Origin of the sequence: Mesorhizobium sp. ESP-6-4 (genome assembly GCF_020164735.1) — a bacterium.
Classification (GTDB): domain Bacteria; phylum Pseudomonadota; class Alphaproteobacteria; order Rhizobiales; family Rhizobiaceae; genus Mesorhizobium.
On sequence record NZ_JAIUGS010000021.1, the window covers coordinates 23,492 to 44,815 of the forward strand.

The window sequence follows — 21,324 nt, forward strand, 5'->3', positions numbered from 1 at the left end:
CTGTGAAGGCGGCGACCAATGCCGCCGGCCTCATACTGGCCGTTCGTAGGTTCCGACCAACTCCGTCTCCTGCAATGCGTGTTTCTGGGCTTGCTTCCAGACCTGATGCACGCCCGCCTGTCCCGGCACGCCGAGACTCGGTACGTCGAGCGCGGCCAGCCGAAAGTGGTAATGGTGGACGCCATGCCCCGCAGGCGGCTGCGGACCATCGTAATTGGCATTGCCGAAATCGTTGGTGCCTTGCCTGAGTGCCGACGGACCGGGCTTGCCATCTTCGGCTTCGGCAAGTCCGCCGGCATCCGGCGGGATATTGAAGACCGCCCAGTGCCCGAACGTCCCGCTTGGCGCATCGGGATCCTGCACGACTAGAACAAGGCTCTTGGTACCGCCAGGAACACCGGACCACTTCAGCGGCGGCGAGACGTTCTGGCCGTCGCGCGCGTACTTTTCGGGAATTTTTCCGCCTGCCGCGAACGCCGGGCTGATAAGGGTGAGTGGCATTGCTATTTCCCCAGGAGATTGCGACCGAGAAACCCGCGCCGGCGCCGTTCACGCCGCTTGCTGGGCTTCGGCGACCCGTCTGATCTCTCCTGGCAGGGAGTCCCAGACCTTGTGCATCTGTCCTTCTTCGACATGATGGGCAAGCACCTTGGACACGGCCCTGAATGCATCCTCGGAATCGAGCGCACGGATGAGCTCAAGCTCCGCCTTGATCTTGGCCAGAAACTCGTCGAGCGACCGCACCTTCTCGGGAGCTTTGGAGGGCTGATATTGGTCATAGAAGGCGCCACGAACCAGAATCGGCAATTGCGAGCCGAGGTGGGCTGCAAGATCCGGCTGGATACGGTCGCGCAGGGCGTGCAGCACCGCTCCGAGAACGTGCCAGGCGACCTGCCGATCCGGTCCAATCTCGTCCATGATCTCGTCGAGCCAGATGTTTGTGGTCTGCAGTGTCTTGTCGAATACGTCGAGTCCGGTGGCGTTCATCGAATCCTCCTTCCGTTCAAATCCGACTAGGTGGATTGGCCAAACAGCCGTGTCGGCCCGTTGTTCCGCGATCGCATGTCCCGAGGCGCATTCTTGTCGGCTGTCGAGCTTCCGAAGAATCCCGCTGCAAAGGACAAGACACGCCGCATAGACGTCAAAGCGCGATAGTAGCCAAACTGAAGGCTGCCTGAGCAGGAGACGTTCAGCCCCGACGGAGGAGAACGCATGGCCGCAACCGCTCAGGCGAGCGTCTAGAGCGGTTCAGTGTTTCACGGAATCGCCAAACCGCTCCAAGCTTTTGTTTTTACGCAATTCCGGACGGAAAACCGCTACGCACTTTTCCTGGAATTGCCCTAGCGCCGAGGATCGTCCGTCGCCTCCGAAATGCCTTCCAGGGCGATCTTGGCGGCTTCCTCATCGGTCCGCCCGAGGTCAGCCAGAGCAATGACGCCGACGAGACGCTTGTCGCGGTTGATCACCGGAAGACGACGCACCTGATGCTTGGCCATGATCTTCGCCGCATCGGTGATGTCGGCGTCGTCGAAGCACCAATGGACATGCTCGGACATGACCTCGCGAACGGTCGTGTTGCCGGCTGAGCGCTCCTCGGCGACGCCACGCATCACAATGTCGCGGTCTGTCACCATGCCGACCAACCTGTCATTCTCGCCGACCGGAAGGGCGCCGAGATTGTCGGCCCGCATTTTCCTGGCGGCATCCCTGATCGTCGTGTTCGGGCCGACCAGTTCGGTCCGACGGCACATGATCTCCTGAACTTGCATGGGATGTTCCTCTCTCTGATTGCTGGGGCCCACCCCGCCTCCTGCTGCGCAACGCGAGACCGCCACGCGTCCGGACACGGATCGCGGTCTGCTCGATCCGCGCGCCAACGCGCCTCCCTCGCGATCGAAACTATTCTTGGAACGTCGAGACAGCGAGCGAGTTCCAAAATGATACCGGTGCCGCAGCCCATCCCACGAGAGTGGCCGCAGACTGAAAGAATATACACCGGGAAAGCAGATGCACGCGGATCGAAGGTCATGGCTGCCATCTTTACAGATCGCCGCGAGGACGGACGGCGACTGGCCGGGGAACTCGTTCGCTTTGCCGGGCGCGACGACGTCATCATATTGGCGCTGCCCCGAGGCGGGGTGCCGGTTGGCTACGAGGTCGCGCAGGCACTCAAGGCACCGCTCGACGTCTTCGTCGTGCGCAAGCTCGGCGTCCCCGGCCACGAGGAACTGGCTATGGGGGCAATCGCGCCCTCAGGCGTACGTGTCCTGAGCGACGAAATCGTCGCCGGCCTCGGGATCCCGCCGCAGGTCATCGACGCGGTCGCTGCAAAGGAAGAAAAAGAGCTTCTGCGCCGTGAGCACCTCTATAGGACCGTGCGGCCACAGCCGCAGTTGAATGGACGGACCATTATCCTGGTGGATGACGGGCTTGCGACCGGATCGACCATGCGGGCGGGGATCAAGGCGCTGCGAAAAAACCTCGCCGCCCATATCGTCGCGACCGTTCCCGTCGGTAGCCCCGACACTTGCGACGCGATGCGGGCGGACGCCGACGAAGTCGTTTGCGCGACGACGCCAGAGCCGCTGCTCGGTGTCGGGCGCTGGTACGTGGATTTCTCACAGACGAGCGATGAAGAGGTCCGCGCGCTCCTCGCCAGGTCCGTGCCCAAGCCTGCCGCTTCCGACAAGACTGCCGCTGCCGAAGAAGAGTTGGCCGGGCACGCGGCCGCGGGTTCGGCGCGCGGCAACAGATCGCCATAGCGGAATTAGATATGGACTGGCATAGCGAGCACGTCGTGCATGTTCCCGCGGGGGCGCTGCCCAGCGAGAAGGAGCTCGCCATCGTCCCTGGCGCGACACATCTGTTCGAGGAGCCCGGCGCCCTGGACGAAGTCGCGGATCTCGCCGGCTCAATGGTTCTTGCGCCATCTGATTTCGGACAGATCGGCGTCGAGGTTCTGACAGTCGGGGCTTGGATCACTGGTCCCGGGATCATTTGCACCGGCCCGTGAATGGCATCGGTCATTTCCCATGCATGGCCGCCGGATGTCTGCAGATGCTGTCTTAAGGTGCCAGTCGGGCACGGGCTGGGGAGTGCGCTGCGTGCATTCGTTGTTCACGGCCGTAATCCGGATTCTACCTGGCTAGCACGAGTGATTTCGATCCCAGTGGAAATCTGATCAGGAGAAAAGCCATGGATTGGCAGTTGCCCGAGCGGTTCGACTTCGGCAGCAGCGCATAATAGCAATCGTTGAGCGGCGCCGTCTTCGTCATCGTTCGAACGACGTGCCCGGCACTGATTCCATGCAAAGCAGTTCGCGGAGTCCGTTGACGACACATTCAAACGGGAACGCGATCAGACAGAAAGCGGCGCCAGCCGCCGAATGACGAGATGTCGGAAGCGCCCAGCAAGCCCACGGATTCCACCAGGAAGCCTTTGGCGCTGCTGCCGTCGTCAAGCTCTATGTTGCCAATGCCCAGCGGCGGCGGGATGGCGGCCACGAAGCGGCCGAAGGCCTCGGCAGGCAGCCGCCAGACCTCTACCTCGATCGCAGTGCCGCCGTTCTCCACACGGACCAGTCCGGGCTTGGGGGTGGCCTGGCCGGCGAGCTGATAAAGCTTGTATGAGGAGGCCGTCCTCGTCGCCCGGCAGAACCGGGCGCCGGCCTGCTTGAGCTGGCCATTGAGCGGCATTCCCGAGAGGTGAGCGCCGACCACCACCAATTCGATCGTGCCGTCTTCGGCCGACGCGCCGACAGGCTGCACGCTCGGCTGCCCCCAGCCGGTCGCGCCGAGGGTGAGACCGCTCGCGGCATGGAGATCGCGCGCGATGGACGCCACAAGGCCGTCCAGTCCGGCGGCCGCAAGCAGTGTCACGCTCATCGGCAGGCCGTCGTCGCGCGTGCCGGTCGGCACGGCGATGCCGCACATGTCGAGCAGGTTGACGAAATTTGTGTAGGTGCCGAGCCGGCTGTTGGTCTCGACCGGATCGGCGAGCACGGCGGCGGTGGTGTAATGCGTCGGCGCGGTCGGCACACAGAACAGGTCGACCGAGGCGATGAGCGGGGCGAGCTTGGCCCGGTAGGCCTGCAAGGCATAAAGGCCGCGGAAGGCGTCCGCCGCCGACAGCTTCCTGGCGCCGCCGATGATCCTGCTCGTCACCGGATGCATGGCGGCTTCGTTGGCTTCCATGAAATCGCGGATCGCGGCATAGCGTTCGGCCACCCAGGCACCCTCATAGAGAAGGTTGGCGGTGGCGTAGAAATCGCCGAACGGGATTTCGACCAGCCGGCAGCCGAGCCGCGACAGCATGGCGAGCGAGGTCTCGAAGCCGGCCTGCATCGCCGCATCGCCGAAGAATTTCCGGTCGGCTCTTGCCGGGATGCCGACGCTCAGCACAGGCGGGCGCGCGGCGAGCGGCCGGACGGCGATGTCGCGCGAATAGGGATCGGCCGCATCGCGCCCTGCCGCGACGCAGAACACTGCATAGGCGTCGTCGACGGTCAGCGCGAACACGGACACGCAGTCGAGCGTGCGGCAGGCCGGAACGACGCCGCCTGTCGACAACGCACCGACGGTCGGCTTCAGCCCGACGATGTTGTTGAGGCCGGCCGGGATGCGGCCGGAGCCGGCGGTGTCGGTGCCAAGCGCGAAGGAGACGATGCCGCGCGCCGTCGCCACCGCCGACCCGGAGGAGGAGCCGCCCGGCACCAGCTCCGCGTCGATGGCGTTGCGCGGGATCGGCCAGGGCGTGCGCACACCAACGAGGCCGGTGGCGAACTGGTCGAGATTGGTCTTGCCCACGACCAGCGCGCCGGCGGCCTTGAGCCGCGCCACCACGGTGGCGTCCTTGTCGGGCCAGTAGGTGTATTGCGCGCAGGCCGCCGTCGTCGGCATGCCGGCGACGTCGATGTTGTCCTTGACGGCGAAGGGAATGCCCCACAGCGGTTTTGCCACCGGGTCGAACGGGCCGAGCGCTTCGGCCGCGGCAAGCAGATCCGCCCTGGCGGCGAGATGGATGAAGATGCCCGGATCGTCGGCAGCCTCGATGCGGGCATAAATCGCCGCGATCACATCGCCAACGCCGACACCTCCACGATAGGCGGCGCGCAGGCTCGCTATGTCGAAGTGGGCATCACTCATTTCGTCTCCCCCAGAATGATCACCGGCAGGTCCCATTGGATCAGCACGACACAGCCGTCCTTCGTCCACACCGAATGCTCGGTTCCGACCGGATTGAGGATCACGCTGCCGGCAGGATAGTCGCCGTTCTCGTCGCTCTGGGTGCCTTCCAGCACGACGATGGTCTCCAGCCCGACGTGGCGATGGCGCGGCACGCTGGCGCCCGGCCGGTATTTCAGGATCGCGACCGACGGCTCGACCGGCCCACCCTTCAGCAGCCAATGCACGCCGATGCCGTCGCGGAAAGGCTCGAACGCCAGATCGCGCCAGCCGCCGTCGAGCAGGCCGGCAAAGGCAAGATTAGGCATTGGCAATTCCCTCGAGCACCTGGTCGGTCGTCGCCGTCCAGCCGACGATGGCGCCCTGCGCCCTGATCATGGCGATCGCCGCCGCCTTGAACTCCGGAAAGTAACTTTCCGTGGCGTCCTCAGCGAGCAGGCACTCATAGCCGCGATCGTTGGCCTCGCGCATCGTCGTCTGCACGCAGACTTCGGTGGTGACGCCGGCAAAGACGAGCTGCTCGGCGCCGAGCCTTTTCAGGTCATCGCCGAAGGAGGTCGCATAGAAGGCGCCCTTGCCCGGCTTCTCGATGACGATCTCGCCGGGCAGCGGCGCAAGCTCGTCGAGGATCGCGGTGCCCGGCTCGCCGGCGATCAGCACGCGGCCCATCGGCCCGGCATCGCCGATACGAACCGACGGATTGCCGCGATTGCGCTTGGCCGGCGGCAGGTCGGAAAGGTCGGGCCGGTGGCACTCCATCGTGTGGATCACCGGAAGGCCTGCGGCGCGAAAGCCGTCGATCAACCGCTTCACCGTCGGCACGATCGCGGTCACCCGGCTGACGTCATTGCCGAGGCTGGCGCCGAAGCCGCCGGGCTCGGCGAAGTCGCGTTGCATGTCGATGACGACCAGCGCCATGGTCCGCGGCTTGAAGGCGAACGGAAATGGCTGCGCTGCGATTTCCGCCATTAGTGATGTCCCGCCATGTGCTCGCCGATGGTCTGCACGCTAGCCTGCGCGATCGGCGTCTCGTAGACCAGCGCGCCGTCCGACATGACGAAGATGCGGTCCGAGAGCTCGAGCAGTTCGTCGAGATCCTCCGACATCAGAAGCACGGCGGCGCCGGCATTGCGCGCCTTCATGATGCGGGCGCGGATTTCGGCCACGGCCGAGAAGTCGAGGCCGAAGCACGGATTGGAGACGATCAGGAGGTCGACCTTGCCGGTGAGCTCACGGGCAAGCACGGCGCGCTGCACATTGCCGCCCGACAGCGAGGCGATCGGCGAGGCAAGCGATGCGGTCTTGACCTTGAACTGCTCGACCAGCCTGGCGCTGAATGCTCTGATGGCGCCGGCACTGATCCAGCTCACCGGTTTGCCGTTGCCGTCGATGTCGAAGGTGCGGAAAGAAATGTTTTCGGCCACCGTCATTTTCGGCGCGCAGGCATTCTTCAGCGGCTCCTCGGGAATGAGCCGCACATTGAGAGCGCGCGCCTGGGCCCGCGTTGCCGCATAGGCGGTGCCGCGCACCATGACCTCGCCGGCATCGCGGGGGCGCTGCCCGGCCAGCACTTCGAGCAATTCCTTCTGGCCGTTGCCGGAAATGCCGGCGATGCCGACAATCTCGCCGGCGCGCACGCCGAGATCCTCGATCCGGATCGACTTCAGCCCGGTGCGGTCCGGCGCCTTCAGCGCCGTGACCTCGAGGACGATCTCGGCGTCCGGCCTGGGCTCGGCGCGGCTGTCGAGGACCGCGATCGGCTGGTCGCCGATCATCATCGCCGCCATGGCTTTGCGGTCGAGGTCGACGACGCGCCCAGTGCCGGTCAGCCTGCCCTTGCGCAGCACGCTGACATCGTCGGCGAATGCCGTCACCTCATGGAATTTGTGCGAGATCATCAGCACCGTCAGGTCGCCGGCCCTGGTCATGGCGCGCACCAGGCCAAGCACTTCCTGCGCCTCGCCGGGAGTGAGCACGGAGGTCGGCTCGTCCAGCACGAGGAAGGAGCGGCCGAGATAAAGCTGCTTGATGATCTCCAGCTTCTGCTTCTCGCCGGCAGCGAGCTCGGCCACCTTGACGTCGAGCGGCAGCTTGAACGGCATTCGATCCATGAACTTTGCGAGCTCGCCGCGCTCCTTGCGCCAGTCGATCACGCCGGGAACCTTCTCACGCGAAATGACCAGATTCTCGGCGCCGGTCAGCGAGGGGACAAGCGTGAAATGCTGGTAGACCATGCCTAGGCCGAGCGCCGAGGCGTCCCTGGGGCTGGCGATCGCGACCTCGCGGCCGTCGACGAGGATGTCGCCGGCGGTCGGGTGATAGAAACCCATCATGCATTTGACCAGCGTCGACTTGCCGGCGCCGTTTTCGCCAAGCAGGGCGTGGAACGATCCGGCCGGCACCTTGATGGAGACGTCGCCCAACGCCGTGAAGGCGCCGAAACGCATGGTCATGCCGATCGTCTCGACGCCGACGGCCTTGTTGCCGGTGATCGCGCTCATCCTGGTTTCCTTACGGCAGCTGGGCGACGAAGGACGCCGAGCTCGACACCGCGCCGAAGACGCCGCCCTGCATCTTGATCATCTTGATCGCGGCAAGATGATTGCCGTAGTCGGTCGCGCCGCAGCAGTCCTCCAGCATCACGCATTCGAAGCCGCGGTCGTTGGCCTCGCGCATGGTGGTGTGCACGCAGACATCGGTGGTGATGCCTGTGAGCACGATGTTTTCGATGCCGCGCTGGTTGAGGATCAGCTCCAGGTCGGTGGCGCAGAACGAGCCCTTGCCGGGCTTGTCGATGATCGGCTCGCCGTCGATCGGGTAGAGGTCGGGGATAATGTCCCAACCCGGCTCGCCGCGCACCAGGATGCGCCCGCAGGGGCCGGGGTCGCCAATGCCGGCATTGATGCGGCGCGAGCGCCAACGCTTGTTGGCGGGCAGGTCGGCGAGGTCGGGCCGGTGGCCCTCGCGGGTGTGGATTATGGTGTAGCCTTTCGCGCGCATGGCCGACAGCACCGACTTGATCGGCTCGATCGGCGCGCGCACCAGCGACAGGTCGTATCCCATATGATCGACATAGCCGCCCGGTCCGCAGAAATCGGTCTGCATGTCGATGACGATCAACGCCGTGTTGTCGGGGCGAAGCTCGCCATTGTAGGGCCACGGATACGGGTCGGCGTCGATATAGCGCTGGGTGATTTCGGCTCTGGCGTTCATGGCAAAAACTCCAGCTATTTGGTGATCGATAATTCGCCCGGCGCGCCCGCTAGCGAGCGTGTCGGCGACGAGGTGGCGATCATGATGATGAGGGTGAGGATGTAGGGGGCGGCGTAGAACAAATAGTAGCCTTGCGTGACGCCGACCGACTGCAGCGCCGGTCCGAGCGCTCCAGCGCCGCCGAACAGAAGCGCGGCGGCAAAGCAGCCGAGCGGATTCCAGCGCGCGAAGATGACCAGCGCCACCGCCATCAGCCCCTGACCGGACGAGATGCGCTCGGTCCAGCTGCCGGGATAGTAGAGCGACAGATAGGCGCCGCCGATGCCGGCCAAAGCGCCGCCGACGCCGGTGGCGATGAGGCGCACTGTGTTCGGGTTGAGGCCCATGGCGCGCGCGGCATCGGAACTGTCGCCGACGACGCGCACGATGAGGCCGGCGCGGGTGTTGCGGAACGCCCACCACAGGACCAGCGAAAGCACCGCACCGATCAGGAACAGGACGTTAACGTCGAGTGCCGCCTGCACCTGCGGAATGTCGGACCAGGCGCCGAAGGGAATGGCCGGAAGATTGGGTGCTTTCGGCTTGATGAACGGCTTGCCGAAGAAGAAGGCGAGCCCCGAGCCGAACAGCATCAGCGCGATGCCGATGGCGATGTCGTTGACTTTCGGGAATTTGCAGATCCAGCCATGGAACAGGCCGAAGCAAAGGCCGGCGGCCGCGGCGGCCAGCAGGCCGAGCCATGGCGAGCTGGTCATGACCGCGACCGCATATGCGGTCATGGCGCCGAAGACGAGCGTGCCTTCCAGCCCCAGATTGATGCGGCCGGAGCGCTCGGTGATGGCTTCGCCCAGCGAAACGAAGATGAAGGGCGTCGACACGCGGATCGCGCCGCCGAGGATGGCGAGCGGCACGCCCCAGAGGCCGATCCCGGTCGCATCCATCACGAGGCCCTCCGCCACAAATCGGGATCGAAGGCCTTGAAGCGGCCGTACAGGGTTTCGCTGAGCAGGATGACGATGAACAGCATGCCTTGCAGCACCAGCACGGTGGCGTCGGGCAGGTCCATGCGGCGCTGGATCAGCCCGCCGGATGCGTCGATGCCGCCAAGCAGGATGGCGACAGGGATGATGGCCAGTGGGTTGTGGCGGGCGAGGAAGGCGACGAGGATGCCGGTGTAGCCATAGCCGGCGGCGAGCGAGCCGTTGGCGCTGCCTTGCACGGCTGCGACTTCCAGCATGCCGGCAAGACCGGCAAAGCCGCCCGCAAGCGCGGTAAAGCCGACGATGAGCGGTCCGACGGCCAGCCCCTGCACCTGCGCTGCCCTGACATTGCCGCCGGCAATGCGGGCGGCAAAGCCCCAGCGGGTCTTTTCGATCAGCACCCAGGAGAGCACGCAGGCGACGACGCCGACGGCAAGCCCCCAATGCACCTCCATGCCCGGAATGTTGCCGATGCGGTAGATGTCCGCGAGCGGCTGGGTCGAGGGCTTGTTGAGCGAGGCCGGGTCGCGCAGCGGCCCTTCCACCAGCTGGTTCATCAGGGCGATGGCGATGTAGGCCATCAGCAGGCTGGAAATGGTCTCGTTGACGGCCCGGTAGTGGCGGAGCGCGCCGACGGCACCGATCCAGATGCCGCCGGCGGCCAGGCCCGCCACGCCCATGGCAAGAATGACGATGAAGGAAGGCGCGCCGCTCAGCATCACGCCTATGGCAGCTGCGCTGACGCCACCGAGCACGATGGCGCCCTCGCCGCCGATGACGACGAGGCCGAGCCGCGCCGGCAGTGCCACGCACAGCGCCGCCAGCAGCAGCGGTGCGGCCCGCGACAGCGAATTCTGAATGGAGAACCACGAGCCGAAGCCGCCCCGCCACATGGTCTCGTAGAGCAGGACCGGCGACTTGCCGACCAGGGCGATGAACAGGCTGAACAGCGCCATGCCGACGACAAGGGCCGCGAGCGGAATGACGAAAGCCTCCGCTCGCCGCGCGATCCATTCCAGCGCCGCCGGATATCCCCTCGCGCGGAGCAGGGCCGGCGCCTCCGCACTGCTGACCGTATCGGTCATGGTCCCCGTCTCCGCTCGGCTTCAGGCGGTCGAGCCGACGACACCCTCGACGAGATAGTCCATGCTTTCGAGCTCGATGGCGGTCTCTACGAAGGCTTGGCCTTCCGTCGCCACGACGGCGCCCTTGTTGCTCTTCAGCGGGCCCTTGATGACAGAGAAGCCGCCCTTCATCATTTCGGCCAGAGTGGCGTCGAATTGTTTGCGGGCCGGCTCGCCGACGGCGGGACCGAGCGGGCTCATCTTAACGAAGCCGTCGGCCAGTCCGCCGCGGGTGAAATTGGGCAGCGGCGTGCCGGCGATGAGGTCGTCGACGAACATCTTATAGACCTTGGCCCAGTTCCACTCGGCCCCGGTGAGGTATTTTTCCGGCGCCAGCGGGCTCTGGTTGGCGTGGTAGCCACAGACGAAGGCGCCGCGGCCCGCGGCCGTCTCGACCACTACTTTCGGGCTGTCGACATGGCAGGTGATGACGTCGGCGCCCTGGTCGACCAGCGCGTTGGTGGCTTCCGCTTCCTTCACCGCCAGCGACCATTCGCCGGTGAAGATGACCTGGCAGGTGATCGACGGATCGACCGAGCGCGCGCCGAGCAGGAAGGAGTTGATGTTGAGCAGCACCTGCGGAATGGGCTTGGCGGCGACGAAACCGAGCTTCTTCGACTTCGATGTGTGGCCGGCGACGACGCCGTTCAGGTACTGGCCCATGCCGATATAGCCGAAATAGGAGCCGGCATTCATCGGGTGCTTGGCCTTGTCCCACATGCCGCCGCAATGGCGAAACTGCACGTCGGGGAATTTCGCGCACATGGCCAGCATGTGCGGATCGAAATACCCGAAGGAGGTTGGGAAGATCAGCGAGGCGCCGTCGAGGTTGATCATCGATTCCATCGTCTTCTGGACGTCGACCGTCTCGGGAACGTTTTCCTCCTCGACGACGGAGATGCCTTCGATGCCCTTCAGCGCGGCCGCCCCCTCGGCATGCGCCTGGTTGTAGCCATAGTCGTCCTTCGGGCCGACATAGATGAAGCCGACAGTGGCGGCGGCGGCGAAGGCACGGCTGATCGGAAAGGATGCCGAGGCGAGGCCGAGCGCGGCTCCCGCGGCTGAGGTCTTGAGCAGTTGGCGGCGGTTAAGCATGAATCTGTCGGTCATAGTGAATGCTCCCCTTTGAGACCCTTTTCCGGGTCGGTTAACATGCCGTCCAAGAAAGTGCATGCAACCGCCGTGCCAGTTTATGTCTTGGAATTTATCCAATAAAATCAGTTACCAGGTCGAAGGCTTGTGCCTATGCCGGAGGCAATTGCATGCACTTTTTGCCTTGAAAGTAGTCAATTTGACAGACAGATTAAAATAGAGGCATAGAGGGCATGCCTGAGTCGAAAGGCCAACGAGTCGGCCGACTCCAGAGAAGACGCGACGGAGGAAAATTGTCGGGGAAGCGCAGCTTGATCAGGTCGGGCACGACCGTGGATCAGATGGTCCGGGCGATCGGCGACCGGATCGTCACCGGCTACCTGCGCCCCGGCGAAAAGCTGGACGAGACCGCGCTCGCCGCTCGCTTCGACGTATCACGCACCCCTGTCAGGGAGGCGCTCGGCCAGCTCAGCGCCATGGGACTGGTCGAGAGGCGGCCCAACAGGGGCGCTATCGTCGCCGTCGTGACGCAGGAGCATCTCGCCTCGATGTTCGAGAGCATGGCCGAACTGGAAGCGATCTGCGCGCGCTTCTCGGCCGAGCGCATGACCAGCAGCGAGCGTCGCGGGCTCGAGATCGAGCACCAGGCTTCGGCGCGGATGGTGCAGCTGGGCGCCGAGGAGGACTATGAGTATTTCAACACCGAGTTCCATAGCCGGCTCTATCGTGGCGCCCACAATGCGCATATCCACGAACTCACCGTGATGACCCGCAGCCGGTTGGCACCCTTCCGCCGCGCCCAGTTCATGCTGCCCGGACGGCTGGCCAAATCCTGGCAGGAACACGACCTGATCGTCACCGCAATAATGCGCGGAGACAGCATGGCTGCGGGCAAGGCCGCCAGGGACCATGTCTCGATCGTCAGCGAGGCGAGCGCGGTGTTCGCGGCTGACGATCGCAAGCCAAATCGGCGGGATGTGGCCTGAAAATTTCCGCACGGTCCGAAGAAGCGGTGCTGCTTCATTGACCAAGAATGCCCGCGACGGCCTTCAGCCGCGGGCATCGAGAGCGTTTTCGAGAAACCTGCGGTCAAATGTTGGCGAGCAATTCGTTGACGCGGCTTTCCATGTCGGCAAGCGCGGCATCGACGTCCTTCTGGCCGGTGATTGCAGCGCTCATCTCTTCGCCCACGATGTCCTGGATCGCGAACTGGCGCTGTACCGCGGACGGCAGCGGCCGGCCGAGATCGGCGACCGCGGCGATGGTGTTGCGATGCGGCAGCGCCTTGAAGGCGTCCGAGGAGATGATGGCTTTGTAGGCCGGCAGGTGGCCGGTGCGCGACCAATCGAAGTCATGGTCGGCGAAGAACTTCAGGAACTTGCCGATAGCCGCGGTCTGTTCGGGTGTGCGGTCCTTCTGCGAGACTGCCCAGGTGTGGCCATCGGCATATTGCGCATGGGCGCCGGCAAATAGCTGCGGATACGGGTAGACTGCATAGCCGCCCTTGTTGAGGGCCGTGCCCTTGGTTTCGGACTGGGCGTTGTTGTCGCCGACGACCCACGTGCCGTTGAGCTGCACGCCGCCTCCACCGGCAAGGAAGGCGTTGATCGCGCCGCCATAGTCGAGGTCCTTGGTGGTGTAGTCCTTGTCGAAGATCGCCTTGTACATCTCGACGACCTTCTTGGCTTCCGGCGTGTTCAGCTTCACATGCTTTGGATCGGCGAAGAAATCAGAATTCTGCTGGAAGAGATAAGTGTAGAGATTGCGCGTGTAGAGCGCGGTCTCATTGGCCAGGTTCTGAACGAAGTAGGGCTTACCGGTCTTCTGCTTGAACTGTTCGGCCTGGGCGAGCAGCTCCTCGGGCGACGTCGGAAGGATCGGCGTGCCGTCGGCATTGACGAGGCCAGCCTGTTTGAAGAGATCCATGTTGATGTGATAGAGCATCGTCCAGCTGTCGATCGGCAGGCCATAGATCTTGCCGTCCTTGGTGGCGCCGTTGCGCGCCGCGTCCGTGAAGGAATCGGGTGTGACGCCGACGGACTTCAACAGATCGTCAAGCGGCATCAACAGCCCCTTGGACTGGTAATCCGAAAGCGCGGATTCATGGATCGTGACGATGTCGGGAGCCTCGCCCGAAGCGAACTGCGCGGTCAGCTGGTCATAGCCCGGCCATTCCACGGTGCTGACACTGACGTGGACATCGGGGTTGTCGGCGTTGAACTTGTTGATCAGCGAGGTGATGATGCCGCATTCGCCTACTGCCTTGGCGACATCGGTGTTGGTGCCGAAATCGGCATCGCAGGCACCGAAAAACCGCTGCACGGTCAATTCCGTCGCTGCAAGGCTCGGGCTTGCGAGCATCAGCACGCCCGCCGAGACCGCTGCAAACAGGACTTTCTTCATTTTCATATCAGTTCCTCCTCCTGAGTCTGCGCCATTCCACGCTGGACTGGCTTCATGCTTCAATCGCTGCGACGCCGCCGTCAGGCAATCTCGTCATCGCACCGCGGCGCCCGAGACGGCCGTGACGATGTATTTCTGGAAAAACAGGTAGACGATCAGGATCGGCGCGCCGGCAAACACCGCCTGTGCCATCAAGAAGCCGATGCCTTCCGACTGGGCGAAATTGGTCTGTGTCGAGGCCATGCCGACCGTCAGCGTGTACATATCCTTCTTGGTTGCCGAGATCAGCGGCCACAAGTAGTCGTTCCACGCGCCGAGGAAGGTGAAGATGCCGAGTGTTGCCTGGGCGGGCACCGTGAGCGGCAAAAGAACCTTCCAGAACGTCCTGAACCGGCTGGCATTGTCCAGCATGGCGGCTTCGTCCAGCTCCTTCGGGATGGCCTTGAAATACTGGGTCATCAGGAAGACGCCGAAAGAAGCCGACAGGCCCGGGAGAATGAGCCCGTGATAGGTGTTGTGGAAGTTCAGCATGCTGAAGATCTGATGGCGGGCGACAAGCACGGCCTGTTCCGGAACCGCCAGGCCGAAGAGGACGATCACGAACAGGGCGTTTCGGCCGGGGAAATTCAGCCGTGCAAAGCCATAGCCGGCAAGCGATGACAGGATCAGCGTTCCGAGCGTCAATCCTCCGGAGACGATGATGCTGTTGAGCACCCAGACGAACACCGACGAGGTGCCGATGGTGTTGATGTAGTTCTTGAGCGTATAGGGCGCCTGAAACACCGAATTCGGATTTGCCATCAGCTCGGCATTTTCCTTGAGCGACAGGCCGATAACCCACAGGACCGGCGCGACCATGACCAGGGAAAGCAGGATGACCAGAGCCAGCAACACGCGGTCGCCGAATGCGCGTCCCTTGATGGAGATGGCTGGAGCCCTCATGCCTGACCTGCCTTGTTGCGCGTGACCAGGTACTGGGCCATGGCCGCCATCAGGATGAGGATGAACAGGACCTCCGAAGCCGCGGCACCCATGCCGAGATCCCAGCGGCGGAACGCGGTGTCATAGATGTACAGCACGATCGGCTTGGTCAGGTTGTTCGGACCGCCGCGTGTCATCAGCCAGGCCTGGCCGAACAGCTGGAACTGCAGCACGATCTGGACGATGACCACCAGGACGAAGGTTCGTTTGATCGACGGCAGCGTAATCGAGCGTAACGTCTGCCAGCGATTGGCATTGTCCAGGGCTGCCGCTTCGTAAATATCCTGCGGAATCTGCTGGAGGGCGGAGAGAAAGAGCATCATGGGCAGGCCGATGCACCACCAGACGGTGGCAATGGCGATGCCGATCATCGCCAGGCTGGGATCGGAAATGAAAGCCGGGGCGGTTGCGCCGAACCATCCGTAGATCGTCGACAGAAGGCCGACATTCGGAATGAACACGATGCGCCAGATCAGCGTGACGATCGTGACCGACAGCACGGAGGAAGAAAAGAACAGGGTCCGCAGCACCGCGGCGGTGCGCGTGCGGCGGTTGAGGCAAAGCGCGAGAAAAAGGCCGATCAGTGCCAGGGTCGGCACCGTCAGAAGCACGAAGTAGAAGGTATTCCAGACCGATTGCAGGAACACCTTGTCGTGAAACAGCCTGATATAGTTGCCGAAACCGACGAAATTTCCGGACGAGAACGTGTCAGCCTTGTGGAAGCTCAGCCACATTCCCCAGAACAGCGGGACCAGCAGGAGCGTCGTGAAGAAGAACAGGAACGGCGCGACGAAAATGAAGTTTCGCCATTGCGGCGCGTAGATATCGATGCTTGCAGCTCTGGCGCCGGCGGCCGGAAGCGCGGTGCGCGGGGTCGCCCGTCGGTCGTCCATGTCAGACCTCCCTCGCGTGCCAGGCGCGACCGGTCTCGCCGAACAGATGCGATTTCCGGCCATCGAAGGCGAGCCCGACCTTGTCGCCGACCGCAACGCGGCTGTTGCCAGCATCCGAGGCGACGATCTGCTGGCCGTCGCCAAGCCGGGCGTAGACCAAGGTGCGTTCGCCGAGCCGCTCAAGCACATCGACCACGCCATCGGCATTGCCCTGCCCGGCGGGAGCGATGCGCACGTCTTCCGAACGGATACCGAAAGTGTATTTGCCATCGGTCGTCTGGCCGGAGGCGATCTCGGTCTGAACCGATATGCCGTCCGCAAACCTGGCCGTGGCATTCCGGCTCGACCTGTCGAGCGTCGCCTCGACAAAATTCATTGCCGGCGCGCCGACGAAGCCTGCGACGAATTTGGTCGCGGGGCGGTCGTAGATCTCCATGGGAGAGCCGATCTGCTCGATCTTGCGATTATTCATGACGACAATGCGGTCGGCGAGCGTCATCGCCTCAACCTGGTCGTGGGTGACGAAGATCATCGTCGATTGCAGGCGCTGGTGCAGTTGGGCAAGTTCGATGCGGGTACGGGTCCGCAATGCCGCATCGAGATTGGAGAGCGGCTCGTCGAACAGAAAGGCCTTCGGCTCCTTGACGATCGCACGGCCGATGGCGACGCGCTGCCGCTGGCCGCCGGAGAGCTGGCCCGGCTTGCGCTCGAGGAGGTGCTCCATCTCGAGGATGCGGGCGCTCTCTTTTATGCGCGCATCGATGACGTCGCGCGGCATGCCGATATTCTCAAGCCCGAACGCCATGTTGTCGCGCACGCTCATATGCGGATAAAGCGCATAGGACTGGAACACCATGGCAATGCCGCGCTTGCCCGGCGGCAGATGATCGATACGTTCGTTGTTGATGGCTATCTCGCCGGTATCGACAGTTTCGAGGCCCGCGATCATGCGCAGAAGCGTCGATTTCCCGCAGCCGGAGGGCCCGAGAAACACGATGAATTCGCGTGCCTTGATGGAGAGAGACAGATCATCCAGCACCGTCATGGCGCCGAAATGCTTGCTCACATTCCTGATCTCGATATCGGCCGTCACGTCGAGGCTCCTCCTCAGCCCATGCACGACGATGCGCCTGAAGTCAGAGCTTCAGGCGGACCATCTGGTAGGAATAGGGCGGCAGCGGCAGGCTCAACTTGCCGCCCACCAGCGACGCGCCGGTCCCCTTCCTGGGACCGACATTGCTTGGGTTCTGCGCCGAATTGACGGCTTTCAGATCAGCATGCGTCATCAGCTGATGGTCGACGATCTCAGCCGCGCCGAAGCCCGCTATGTCGATCGCGGTTTCGATTTCCTGGCTCGAATGGCGGCTGACGGCAAAGAAGGTGACATGTCCGGTTTCCGTGTCATGCACGCCGGCGACATCGACATAGGAAACGTCGCCGGCGACGGTGGAGCTGTAGGTCGGGCTTTCCACCTTGAGATCCAGCGCATTGCCGCGGCCGTAGATCGAGGCATAGAGATAAGGATAGAAGATCGTCTGACGCCATGCCGGGCCGTTGGGAACGGTCATGATCGGCGCGATGACGTTGACCAGCTGCGCCAAGCACGCGATCTTGACCACGTCGGAGCGACGGATGAAGGTGTTGAGGATCAGGCCGACCTGCAGCACGTCCTCGAAATTGTAAATGTCTTCGAGCAATGGCGGGGCGAAGGGCCAACCCTCATTGCCGCCAAGGATCTTCTTGTCCTGCTCCTTGGAATGGTACCAGACGTTCCATTCGTCGAACGAGATGTAGACCTGCTTCTTGGAGCGCTTCTTGGCCTTGATATAATCGATGACGCCGGCGACCGAGACAATGTAAGCGTCGAGCTTCTCGCTCATGGCTAGATAGTTCGGCGCGTCGTTGGCTTCATTGTCGAAATACATGTGCAGCGAGATGTAATCTACCTCGTTGTAAGTATGATCGAGAACGGTCGCTTCCCATTCCGGGTATGTCGGCATCTTGGCATTTGACGAGCCGCAGACCACGAGTTCGAGCGACTTGGAGAAGGCACGCATGGCCTTGGCGGTCTCGTGGGCCAGGCGGCCATACTCGTCGGCGGTCTTGTGGCCGATCTGCCAAGGACCGTCCATCTCGTTGCCAAGACACCAGAGCTTGACGTCAAAGGGCTCCTTGCGGCCGTTGGCGATGCGCTTGTCGCTCCACTCGCTGCCGCCGGGATGATTGGCGTATTCCAGAAGGTTGCGGGCTTCATCGAGGCCGCGCGAGCCGAGATTGACGGCAAGCATCATCTCGGTGTTCGCCGAGGCGCACCAGTCGGCAAATTCATGCAGGCCGACTTCGTTGCTTTCCGACGTGTGCCAGGCAAGGTCGAGGCGCACCGGGCGCCCGTCCTTCGGGCCGACGCCGTCTTCCCAATTGTAAGCGGATACGAAATTGCCGCCGGGATAGCGGACGATCGGGACCTTGAGCTCCCTGACGAGATCGATGACGTCCCGACGCATGCCATTGTCATCCGCCGTCGCGTGACCGGGCTCATAGATGCCGGTATAGACCGCCCGCCCAAGATGCTCGATGAAGGATCCATAGAGCCTGGGATCGATCTTCGAGACGATATAACGCGGATGCGCCGTAACGGCCGCCTTCATGCGTTCCCTCCGAGAGTATCATAAATGCTGATTTAAATCACCTTATTAGATATCAAAGGGAAACAGCATCCGTTCGTCAAGCGAAAAACCGCCAAAAGTCTGACAATTGACCGGCAGCCTCAGCCGCAAATGCAGCCAAGCGCTTGAAATTATTGCGCTATTTTTGAGACCCGATTTGACGATATCAACCGGTTTTGATCCTCAGCAGAATGTCCTGATCGTAATTTCCAAATCCCTTGCCGAAAATATTGATTCCGCCGGGACGCTCGGCGTCGTCCTTGACGCCGATACGAACCCGGATCGAATGATGGCCCTTGAGGTCGAGGGCGGCGAGGCTGGTCTCGGAAATCCTGACACCGTCGACATAGGTTCCGTCAGCGGAAACCCGCCAGTTCTTCAGCTTGCCATATTGCGAGCCCTTGAGCTTCCACCAGGAGGGCGTGAAAACGCCGCGCTTGTCGCCGAAATCGCCGGGTGACGTCCAGGTGCCGACGTCGACGCCATTGATCGTCAGCGTGATGTCGGAGGGCCAGTCGGCGCTGGTGCCTGGAACTTCCGAGGACAGTTCCACCACCAGCTCGAGCTCGGTAATCTCGGCATTGGCGAGCTTGGCATTGTTCGGAAACTGATATTCGACAAAGCCGCGCGTGAACCACAACAAACCGGCCTTCATACGGTCCGGATCCAGGAAGGTGTTGGGCACATCGAGCAGGCCGATGATCCCGTCCGGCGAACAGAGACCGCAGGGCGCGGTGACCTCGAAGCCGGTGTAAAGCCCGATCGGCATCGATACTTCGATCGCGTCGTTCTTGACCGCACGATACTCGCTCTTGAAGACCACGAGCACTTCCTCGGCGGTCGGATAGCAGATCTTCTGGCTGCCTTTCTTCGCCTTCTGGTTCTCGGTGCGGATCAGGCCCGCATCCTCAAGCACCTGGATATTGGTCGAGACCGTCGACTGCGGCAGCGACAGCACGGAGGCTATTTCGTTGACATTCATCGGCCCCTTCTCATGCAGCAGCCTCAGCATGGAAATGCGCGCCGAAGAGGCAAGGCCCTTAAGAACGGCCATGCCCTCCTCAGGGTCGATCACCAGAAAATTGCGACTCAATGGATTTCCAGCCTATGCGATTTGCACCCGAAATCAGCTTGTATATCGGGATAATTGATTCAATCAATGCGGCGGCGGCACTCCATGCACCTTTTTGGTTGAGCGACCGCGAAGAGGCCATTTGTTCCTCGGCAGGCTTGCCGCCTCGAGCGACCTAGCCAAGCAGGACGTCGGGCGCGCCATTTACCGGCGCCGCGAAACCCTCACACCAGCGTCTCGCGGATCGCCTGCGCCAGCCGCTCCACCCCGTCCCGCGTCTGCGCGGCATCACACGCCGCATAGCCCAGCACCAGGCCTTGCGTCGGGGCCGTATTCTGGAAATATTTCGACAGCGGCGAGACGTTGATCGCCCTTTTTGCTGCGGCCTGGCTGACCTTGATGTCGTCGATGCCATCCTTGAGATAGCCCACCACCTGGATGCCGGCTTCGGCGGGGGACAGCGTGATCTCATCGCGCAGGCGCTCGGTCACGATGTCGCGAAAAAGCTGGCGGCGCTGGGCGTAGATGCGGCGCATGCGCTTCAGATGCCGGCTCATATGGCCTTCGGTGATGAAGTCGGCCAAGGCGGCCTGCAGCAGCAGCGGCGCGAACTGACCGGTGGTGGAAAGCGCGTTGACGATGCGGCCTGCAAGCTCCGGCGGAAGCACCATGAAGCCGAGGCGCAGCGCCGGGAACAGGAGCTTTGCGAAGGTGCCGACATAAATGACGCGGCCGGAGCGGTCCATGCTTTGGATCGCCGGCACGGGCCTCCCTTGAAAGCGGTACTCGCCGTCGAAATCGTCCTCGATCACCCAGGCATTCGCGGTCTCGGCGATGTCGAGCAGGCGCAGCCGCTCCTCCATGCGCATGGTGATTCCGAGCGGATGCTGGCAGGCCGGCGTTGCATAGATGAGGCGGGGCGAAAAATCCGGCGCATCGAGACGCCAGCCGCGCTCCTGGTCGACCGCAATCGGCAGGATTCTTGCGCCGGCCACGGTGAAGGCGGCCTTGGCGCCGTAATAGCCTGGCTCCTCCATCCACACCGTGTCGCCGGGATCAAGCAGCAGGCGGGCCAAAAGATCGAAGGCGGCCTGCGCGCCGGTGGTGATGACGATCTGCTCGGGACGACAGCGCACGCCGCGCGCGGAATAGAGATAGCCGGCGATCGCTTCCTTGAGCGCTGGATGGCCGGTGACGTCATAGGTGCCGAACAGCGTCTCGCCGCCATGGCTGGCGCGGCGCGCAACCAGGCGGCCCCAGACGCCGAAGGGAAAGCTCTGCGCGTCCGGCATGCCGGGGTGGAACGCGACATGCCCCGGCCTGCCGTGGTGATAGGGCTGGCTCAGCAGCTGCTGGCCGCGCAGCGAGGGCTGGCGCAGCGGCACCGGCGGCTCCTCGGTCGCTGTCTCGCGCGGGCCTTCGGGCAGGTCGACGATGACCGGGCGGGCGCCCTGGCGATTGGCGAGATAGCCTTCGGTGACGAGCTGGTCATAAGCGGCGACGATGGTGTTGCGGCCAAGGCCGAGCTCGGCGGCCAGAGCGCGGGTGGAAGGAAGCTCCGAGCCTGGCGCCAGCGTGCGGTTGCGGATGATGGCGACGAGGCCGTGATAGAGCTGGCGCGAAAGGTGCTCGGGGCTCGAGCGGTTCACGGCCAGCATGTCGAGCGGGAACGCCTGGGGTTTGGGGTGGGAGCGCATCGTTTATCCCCACCCGTGGA

21 protein-coding genes are annotated in these 21,324 nt (G+C 63.3%); 3 read left to right on the forward strand and 18 right to left on the reverse strand.

What is annotated here, in order from left to right; all coding sequences use genetic code 11:
- Positions 1–30 precede the first annotated feature (30 nt).
- From LB523_RS25505 to LB523_RS25515, 3 genes are all read right to left on the reverse strand, one after another.
- Positions 31–501 carry a YbhB/YbcL family Raf kinase inhibitor-like protein gene (locus LB523_RS25505; protein WP_224608187.1) on the reverse strand — a complete coding sequence of 157 codons (471 nt, stop codon included), beginning with the start codon at positions 499–501 and terminating at the stop codon, positions 31–33.
- A 48-nt stretch (positions 502–549) separates the two neighbouring features.
- Positions 550–987 carry a DUF2267 domain-containing protein gene (locus LB523_RS25510; protein ID WP_224608190.1) on the reverse strand — a complete coding sequence of 146 codons (438 nt, stop codon included), beginning with the start codon at positions 985–987 and terminating at the stop codon, positions 550–552.
- Positions 988–1,340: 353 nt separating this feature from the next.
- On the reverse strand, positions 1,341–1,769 hold the full coding sequence (locus tag LB523_RS25515) for a CBS domain-containing protein (RefSeq protein WP_095768072.1): 429 nt from the start codon (positions 1,767–1,769) through the stop codon (positions 1,341–1,343).
- A gap of 258 nt (positions 1,770–2,027) precedes the next feature.
- Here LB523_RS25515 and LB523_RS25520 point away from each other — a divergent pair, with 258 nt between their 5' ends.
- Positions 2,028–2,762, forward strand: a complete 735-nt coding sequence (locus tag LB523_RS25520) for a phosphoribosyltransferase (protein WP_224608193.1) — start codon at positions 2,028–2,030, stop codon at positions 2,760–2,762.
- An 11-nt stretch (positions 2,763–2,773) separates the two neighbouring features.
- Positions 2,774–3,013: a hypothetical protein gene (locus LB523_RS25525; protein ID WP_224608196.1), complete on the forward strand. Its 240-nt coding sequence runs from the start codon at positions 2,774–2,776 to the stop codon at positions 3,011–3,013.
- A gap of 328 nt (positions 3,014–3,341) precedes the next feature.
- Here LB523_RS25525 and atzF read toward each other — a convergent pair whose 3' ends face one another.
- From atzF to LB523_RS25565, 8 genes are read right to left on the reverse strand one after another with little or no spacing between them, the layout of a single operon-like run.
- Positions 3,342–5,144 carry an allophanate hydrolase gene (gene atzF / locus LB523_RS25530; RefSeq protein WP_224608199.1) on the reverse strand — a complete coding sequence of 601 codons (1,803 nt, stop codon included), beginning with the start codon at positions 5,142–5,144 and terminating at the stop codon, positions 3,342–3,344.
- Complete coding sequence (locus tag LB523_RS25535) at positions 5,141–5,491, reverse strand: cupin domain-containing protein (RefSeq protein ID WP_224608202.1); 351 nt, start codon at positions 5,489–5,491, stop codon at positions 5,141–5,143. Before LB523_RS25535 ends, atzF begins: the two co-directional genes overlap by 4 nt.
- The gene (locus LB523_RS25540) at positions 5,484–6,152 is read right to left on the reverse strand and encodes a cysteine hydrolase family protein (protein ID WP_140655605.1); all 669 of its coding nucleotides are present in this window, start codon (positions 6,150–6,152) and stop codon (positions 5,484–5,486) included. Before LB523_RS25540 ends, LB523_RS25535 begins: the two co-directional genes overlap by 8 nt.
- Positions 6,152–7,684, reverse strand: coding sequence for an ABC transporter ATP-binding protein (locus tag LB523_RS25545; protein ID WP_224608205.1), 1,533 nt, complete (start codon positions 7,682–7,684; stop codon positions 6,152–6,154). Before LB523_RS25545 ends, LB523_RS25540 begins: the two co-directional genes overlap by 1 nt.
- A 10-nt stretch (positions 7,685–7,694) precedes the next feature.
- Entirely contained in the window at positions 7,695–8,396 is a 702-nt protein-coding gene (locus LB523_RS25550; RefSeq protein ID WP_224525839.1) for a cysteine hydrolase family protein, read from the reverse strand.
- Between the two features lie 14 nt (positions 8,397–8,410).
- On the reverse strand, positions 8,411–9,337 hold the full coding sequence (locus LB523_RS25555) for an ABC transporter permease (protein ID WP_224608209.1): 927 nt from the start codon (positions 9,335–9,337) through the stop codon (positions 8,411–8,413).
- Positions 9,337–10,461: an ABC transporter permease gene (locus LB523_RS25560; RefSeq protein WP_224608212.1), complete on the reverse strand. Its 1,125-nt coding sequence runs from the start codon at positions 10,459–10,461 to the stop codon at positions 9,337–9,339. The genes LB523_RS25555 and LB523_RS25560 overlap by 1 nt, the downstream gene beginning before the upstream one ends.
- Before the next feature lie 21 nt (positions 10,462–10,482).
- Positions 10,483–11,610, reverse strand: coding sequence for a BMP family ABC transporter substrate-binding protein (locus LB523_RS25565; RefSeq protein WP_095768062.1), 1,128 nt, complete (start codon positions 11,608–11,610; stop codon positions 10,483–10,485).
- Between the two features lie 323 nt (positions 11,611–11,933).
- Here LB523_RS25565 and LB523_RS25570 point away from each other — a divergent pair, with 323 nt between their 5' ends.
- Entirely contained in the window at positions 11,934–12,578 is a 645-nt protein-coding gene (locus tag LB523_RS25570) for a GntR family transcriptional regulator (RefSeq protein ID WP_224526221.1), read from the forward strand.
- A 103-nt stretch (positions 12,579–12,681) separates the two neighbouring features.
- On the opposite strand, the gene LB523_RS25575 is transcribed toward LB523_RS25570, so the two are convergent.
- The 7 genes from LB523_RS25575 to LB523_RS25605 all read right to left on the reverse strand — a co-directional run bounded on the left by LB523_RS25575 (position 12,682) and on the right by LB523_RS25605 (position 21,304).
- A complete protein-coding gene (locus LB523_RS25575; protein WP_411966495.1) occupies positions 12,682–13,995 on the reverse strand; it encodes an ABC transporter substrate-binding protein in 1,314 nt (437 codons plus the stop codon).
- A gap of 93 nt (positions 13,996–14,088) precedes the next feature.
- The gene (locus LB523_RS25580) at positions 14,089–14,937 is read right to left on the reverse strand and encodes a carbohydrate ABC transporter permease (protein WP_224608216.1); all 849 of its coding nucleotides are present in this window, start codon (positions 14,935–14,937) and stop codon (positions 14,089–14,091) included.
- Positions 14,934–15,869, reverse strand: a complete 936-nt coding sequence (locus LB523_RS25585; protein WP_224608218.1) for a carbohydrate ABC transporter permease — start codon at positions 15,867–15,869, stop codon at positions 14,934–14,936. The genes LB523_RS25580 and LB523_RS25585 overlap by 4 nt, the downstream gene beginning before the upstream one ends.
- Position 15,870: 1 nt before the next feature.
- Positions 15,871–16,962: an ABC transporter ATP-binding protein gene (locus LB523_RS25590; RefSeq protein WP_224608221.1), complete on the reverse strand. Its 1,092-nt coding sequence runs from the start codon at positions 16,960–16,962 to the stop codon at positions 15,871–15,873.
- Positions 16,963–17,005: 43 nt separating this feature from the next.
- Entirely contained in the window at positions 17,006–18,517 is a 1,512-nt protein-coding gene (locus LB523_RS25595; RefSeq protein ID WP_224608224.1) for an alpha-N-arabinofuranosidase, read from the reverse strand.
- A 184-nt stretch (positions 18,518–18,701) separates the two neighbouring features.
- The gene (locus tag LB523_RS25600; protein WP_224608227.1) at positions 18,702–19,628 is read right to left on the reverse strand and encodes an ArsR/SmtB family transcription factor; all 927 of its coding nucleotides are present in this window, start codon (positions 19,626–19,628) and stop codon (positions 18,702–18,704) included.
- Positions 19,629–19,831: 203 nt separating this feature from the next.
- Positions 19,832–21,304: a PLP-dependent aminotransferase family protein gene (locus LB523_RS25605; protein WP_224608230.1), complete on the reverse strand. Its 1,473-nt coding sequence runs from the start codon at positions 21,302–21,304 to the stop codon at positions 19,832–19,834.
- Positions 21,305–21,324: the final 20 nt, after the last annotated feature.

Coding starts and splice junctions, on each gene's coding strand:
- LB523_RS25505 (WP_224608187.1), bottom strand. CDS start 501: ATGCCACTCACCCTTATCAGCCCGGCGTTCGCGGCAGGCGGAAAAATT.
- LB523_RS25510 (WP_224608190.1), bottom strand. CDS start 987: ATGAACGCCACCGGACTCGACGTATTCGACAAGACACTGCAGACCACA.
- LB523_RS25515 (WP_095768072.1), bottom strand. CDS start 1,769: ATGCAAGTTCAGGAGATCATGTGCCGTCGGACCGAACTGGTCGGCCCG.
- LB523_RS25520 (WP_224608193.1), top strand. CDS start 2,028: ATGGCTGCCATCTTTACAGATCGCCGCGAGGACGGACGGCGACTGGCC.
- LB523_RS25525 (WP_224608196.1), top strand. CDS start 2,774: ATGGACTGGCATAGCGAGCACGTCGTGCATGTTCCCGCGGGGGCGCTG.
- atzF (WP_224608199.1), bottom strand. CDS start 5,144: ATGAGTGATGCCCACTTCGACATAGCGAGCCTGCGCGCCGCCTATCGT.
- LB523_RS25535 (WP_224608202.1), bottom strand. CDS start 5,491: ATGCCTAATCTTGCCTTTGCCGGCCTGCTCGACGGCGGCTGGCGCGAT.
- LB523_RS25540 (WP_140655605.1), bottom strand. CDS start 6,152: ATGGCGGAAATCGCAGCGCAGCCATTTCCGTTCGCCTTCAAGCCGCGG.
- LB523_RS25545 (WP_224608205.1), bottom strand. CDS start 7,684: ATGAGCGCGATCACCGGCAACAAGGCCGTCGGCGTCGAGACGATCGGC.
- LB523_RS25550 (WP_224525839.1), bottom strand. CDS start 8,396: ATGAACGCCAGAGCCGAAATCACCCAGCGCTATATCGACGCCGACCCG.
- LB523_RS25555 (WP_224608209.1), bottom strand. CDS start 9,337: ATGGATGCGACCGGGATCGGCCTCTGGGGCGTGCCGCTCGCCATCCTC.
- LB523_RS25560 (WP_224608212.1), bottom strand. CDS start 10,461: ATGACCGATACGGTCAGCAGTGCGGAGGCGCCGGCCCTGCTCCGCGCG.
- LB523_RS25565 (WP_095768062.1), bottom strand. CDS start 11,610: ATGACCGACAGATTCATGCTTAACCGCCGCCAACTGCTCAAGACCTCA.
- LB523_RS25570 (WP_224526221.1), top strand. CDS start 11,934: ATGGTCCGGGCGATCGGCGACCGGATCGTCACCGGCTACCTGCGCCCC.
- LB523_RS25575 (WP_411966495.1), bottom strand. CDS start 13,995: ATGAAGAAAGTCCTGTTTGCAGCGGTCTCGGCGGGCGTGCTGATGCTC.
- LB523_RS25580 (WP_224608216.1), bottom strand. CDS start 14,937: ATGAGGGCTCCAGCCATCTCCATCAAGGGACGCGCATTCGGCGACCGC.
- LB523_RS25585 (WP_224608218.1), bottom strand. CDS start 15,869: ATGGACGACCGACGGGCGACCCCGCGCACCGCGCTTCCGGCCGCCGGC.
- LB523_RS25595 (WP_224608224.1), bottom strand. CDS start 18,517: ATGAAGGCGGCCGTTACGGCGCATCCGCGTTATATCGTCTCGAAGATC.
- LB523_RS25605 (WP_224608230.1), bottom strand. CDS start 21,304: ATGCGCTCCCACCCCAAACCCCAGGCGTTCCCGCTCGACATGCTGGCC.